We start from the raw sequence: 2,433 nt of genomic DNA, 5'->3' as shown, positions 1-2,433 counted from the left end.
GATTAAGTCTACTCATTGATTACCACAATTGGTTAGAAAATTTAAATCATGAAGATAATAAGGATAATCAAAGCCCAAATATCAAAGACGTGAAATCTCAAATTAATGACCAAGTCAAGGAATTACTCAACAGCGAGATTACTAAATTACCAGCTAGTCGAACCGCAATCTATGCTCAAATCAATTTTGTGGAAAGCCTGATCAGCTATGATCTAAAATCGAACAACCATCAAGACAATCTTCAGCGGTCATCCTTTATCCTTCAGCCTTACGAAATTGCCCATACTTTAGTCAAAGCTCTCCAAGAGGCTCAACTTTTAGACGATAAACGAGCGGAATCCTATGCCCTCGGTACCCTGGGTCAGCTCTATGAACAAACTCAGCAATGGTATCAAGCTCAAGAATTTACCGAAAAAGCCCTCACCTTAGCTCAAGGTATTCAAGCCGATGACATTGCCTATCAATGGCAATGGCAGTTAGGACGAATTTATCAAGCTCTGGGAAAAACTGAAGAAGCAATCACTGCTTACGAAGCCACTGTCAAAACCCTAGATTCTATCCGCCAAGATTTACTGGCTCTCAGTTCAGATGTGCAGTTTTCCTTTCGGGAAAATGTTGAGCAAGTCTATCGAGAATTAGTCGATTTACTTTTGCAGGACGAGCAAACCGCTGAACCGATCGCAAATAAACGGATCCCAGATAACCGGATCCCAGATAACAAGCTCAAGCAAGCTACCGAAGCAATTGACTCTCTCCAGCTAGCCCAAATTGAGAATTTTCTGGGGTGTAACCTTTCTGACATTGTGGAATTGGCCGAGCAGGAAATCGATCCGAGTGCAGCATTAGTCTATCCGATTATTCTCGATGACCGGTTAGCGGTGATCGTGAAATTACCAAAATCAGGAGAATTTATTCACTATACCACTGCTTTACCTAAAGCTAAACTTGAGCAAACCTTAGAAAGTTTGCGTATACAGCTAGAAAAACGTTTTATTTCTAAAGACAGTCTAGCTTTATCCAAACAGGTTTATGACTGGTTAATTCGACCGGCGGAAGGGTTGCTCGAAGCCAATCAAGTTAAAACCTTAGTATTTGTTCTTGATGGTGGATTTCGCAATGTTCCCATGGCTACCCTTCATGATGGTGAACAGTATATAGTAGAAAAAGGCTATGCGATCGCACTCATTCCTGGTTTGAATTTACTGGAGCCCAAACCCTTAGCTCAAGTTGAGTTAAATGCCTTAGCCTTTGGACTGTCAGACATGCGCGAGGATTTGGCTGATCATCAAGGTTTCGCTAACCTACCCAATGTTAAAACAGAATTAGCAGAAATTAAATCCCAAATTCCCAGTCAGCAATTGCTCAATCAAGACTTTACCAGTCAGAAATGGCAAGAGTTAATCAGTTCGGTGCCATTTCCCGTGGTGCATTTAGCCACTCACGGTCAGTTTAGTTCAGTACCAGAGGAGACCTTTCTGCTGGCGTGGGATAAACGAATCAATATCAAGGATTTAAGCAATGTCATCCAGAACAGAAGTGACAATAGTTTAGAAGCAATTGAATTACTAGTGCTGAGTGCTTGTAAAACTGCCGATGGTGATAGTCGTGCTAGCTTAGGATTGGCCGGGGTAGCAATTCAGTCAGGAGCAAGGAGTACTCTGGCTTCCCTATGGTTCATTAATGATGAATCTACCGCTAAACTGATGACATTTTTTTACGAAGAATTAGCTGCTTCTGGCGCAACGGTTACCAAAGCTGAAGCCTTGCGCCGTGCTCAAGTTAATCTCTTAAAAGAACCTGGTTATAAAGCTCCATTGTTCTGGGGAGCCTATGTTTTAGTGGGAAATTGGCTGTAATCGGGAATCGGGAATCGGGAATTGGGAATTGGGAATCGGGAATCGGGAATCGGGAATCGGGAATCGGGGTCAGCTATCAGCTATCAGCTATCAGCTATCAGCTATCAGCTTTGTGGCACAGGCTTCGACCCTGTGACCTAACTCAAATAAAACGAATGCTGAGTAATGCACCACCCACGGGCTCGCTGATCGTGTTTTTCTCAATTCTTGTCCACTGTTCAAAGCTCCAAAGTTGCCTGTTGATGATAGCTTCCTCAGAACTACCACAAAGTAATCGGGAATCGGGAATCGGGAATTGGGGGAGGTGTGGGGAGATGGGGAGATGGGGAGGTGTGGGGAGATGGGGAGATGGGGAGGCTTGTCCTAACTTTAATGCGTAGTGCTATATAGGGATCGGTGTAGGAATTGTGATAATTGTTGATCCCGACTCCCGACTCCCGACTCCCGACTCCCGACTCCCGACTCCCGACTCCCGACTCCCGACTCCCGACTCCCGACTCCCGACTCCCGACTCCCGACTCACTTTGCTATACAACAATCAACTAGATCTAATGCGCACACTTCTGAACTCCAGTCA

The 2,433-nt window shown here is 44.4% G+C and carries 2 protein-coding genes; both read left to right on the top strand.

The features are described 5' to 3' along the window. On the top strand, positions 1–1,856 hold a 1,856-nt coding region (locus F6K37_RS38220), incomplete at its 5' end, for a CHAT domain-containing protein (protein WP_287256299.1). Further along, complete coding sequence (locus F6K37_RS38215; RefSeq protein WP_287256298.1) at positions 1,847–2,236, top strand: hypothetical protein; 390 nt, start codon at positions 1,847–1,849, stop codon at positions 2,234–2,236. The genes F6K37_RS38220 and F6K37_RS38215, both read left to right, overlap by 10 nt. Positions 2,237–2,433 lie beyond the last annotated feature (197 nt).

Source organism: Moorena sp. SIO4E2 (assembly GCF_010671945.1).
Lineage (GTDB): Bacteria > Cyanobacteriota > Cyanobacteriia > Cyanobacteriales > Coleofasciculaceae > Moorena > Moorena producens.
The sequence above is the reverse complement of the archived record's forward strand: the minus strand, read 5'-3'. Positions and strand labels throughout refer to the sequence as shown.